We start from the raw sequence: 1,235 nt of genomic DNA, 5'->3' as shown, positions 1-1,235 counted from the left end.
TAATGAAACTAGATCGTATTACGAGCAATCCAAACCGTATGAATGGGCAACCCTGCATCCGTAATCTTCGCCTTACGGTTCGTCGAGTGATTGAGCTACTGGCAACTTATCCCGATCGAGCAGAATTACATCAAGAGTTTCCGGAACTGGAGGATGAAGATATTCGACAAGCCCTAATTTTTGCCTCTTCTTACTTGGATGATCGCATCATTGAACTTCCTAATCGCTATGAAGCTGTTGCTTGATCAGGGACTACCGCTTTCTGCGGCAACTTTATGCTGACAAGAATATTTCACGTACAAGGTTGGGTTGACGACTGTTACCCAACACCCTCAGAACCAAGATTAAATGCGGTAGGATAGGCATTGGATAGATTTTCTAGATTGCCGTGAGCGAAACCGTCTATATTGAAACCAGTATCTTAGGCTATCTTACTGCTCGACCCAGCAGAGATATTGTTGTGGCCGCAAATATTGAGGTGACGAAGGAGTGGTGGAATACACGTCGCGGCGATTTTCAACTTTACTCATCCCAAGCGGTCGTGAAAGAAACCTCACAAGGTGATGTTGTGATCGCATCTCAACGACTATAAATCCTTGCTAATCTATCTTTACTCGACTTGAACCAAGCTGTGCTAGATTTAGCAGAGCAATTTTTGGAACGCAGCAACCTTCCCGCAAAAGCTGATATTGATGCTGTTCATATCGCCGCCGCAACCGTTCACGGCATGGATTACCTGCTCACCTGGAATTGCAAGCACATCGCCAATGCTCAAATTCAGGGAAAGTTGGCAGAGATCAGCCTTGATTTTGGCTACGAGTTGCCAATTCTTTGTACACCCTATGAACTTCTCGGAGGTTGATTATGTTTCAGGATGAGATTGTGGAAGAGATCCACAAAATTCGTGAAGAGTACTCTCGGTCATTCAATCATGACTTGAAAGCCATCTTTGCTGATTTGCAAAAGCAACAAGCTGAAAGTGGCAGAGAAGTTGTAACCTTATCTCGAAAACACGGTCTAACAACACGTTGGAGCGGACGAGCGAGAGATATTGATAGTGGTGCAAAGGATATTAGCCGCCGCTCAACTTAGCCGTTATACTGAATCGGTTTTTAATAGCATGATTAACCCCCAATCCAACTTGAAAAACCCGCTCCCTTCTCCCCACTGCTGTAACAAAAAACAACTATCCCCCGATAGCGATCGCTAAAGGTCGAATAATTGTAAATTTTTGT

Annotated in this window: 2 protein-coding genes and 1 pseudogene; all 3 read left to right on the top strand. The window is 44.3% G+C overall.

Annotation, left to right across the window (positions count from 1 at the left end; translation table 11 throughout):
* Nucleotides 1–2 precede the first annotated feature (2 nt).
* The 3 genes and pseudogenes from PX481_RS27210 to PX481_RS27200 all read left to right on the top strand — a co-directional run bounded on the left by PX481_RS27210 (nucleotide 3) and on the right by PX481_RS27200 (nucleotide 1,092).
* The gene (locus PX481_RS27210; protein WP_002761871.1) at nucleotides 3–245 is read left to right on the top strand and encodes a DUF433 domain-containing protein; all 243 of its coding nucleotides are present in this window, start codon (nucleotides 3–5) and stop codon (nucleotides 243–245) included.
* A gap of 143 nt (nucleotides 246–388) precedes the next feature.
* Nucleotides 389–862 (top strand): annotated as a pseudogene (locus tag PX481_RS27205) (type II toxin-antitoxin system VapC family toxin).
* Between the two features lie 2 nt (nucleotides 863–864).
* Nucleotides 865–1,092 (top strand): hypothetical protein, encoded by a 228-nt coding sequence (locus PX481_RS27200; protein WP_016516182.1) that lies wholly within the window; start codon nucleotides 865–867, stop codon nucleotides 1,090–1,092.
* Nucleotides 1,093–1,235 lie beyond the last annotated feature (143 nt).

It is taken from the genome of Microcystis sp. M53603_WE2, from assembly GCF_030065435.1.
Note: the sequence above shows the minus strand (reverse complement) of the source record. Positions and strands in the feature narration are given on the sequence as shown.

Coding starts and splice junctions, on each gene's coding strand:
- PX481_RS27210 (WP_002761871.1), top strand. CDS start 3: ATGAAACTAGATCGTATTACGAGCAATCCAAACCGTATGAATGGGCAA.
- PX481_RS27200 (WP_016516182.1), top strand. CDS start 865: ATGTTTCAGGATGAGATTGTGGAAGAGATCCACAAAATTCGTGAAGAG.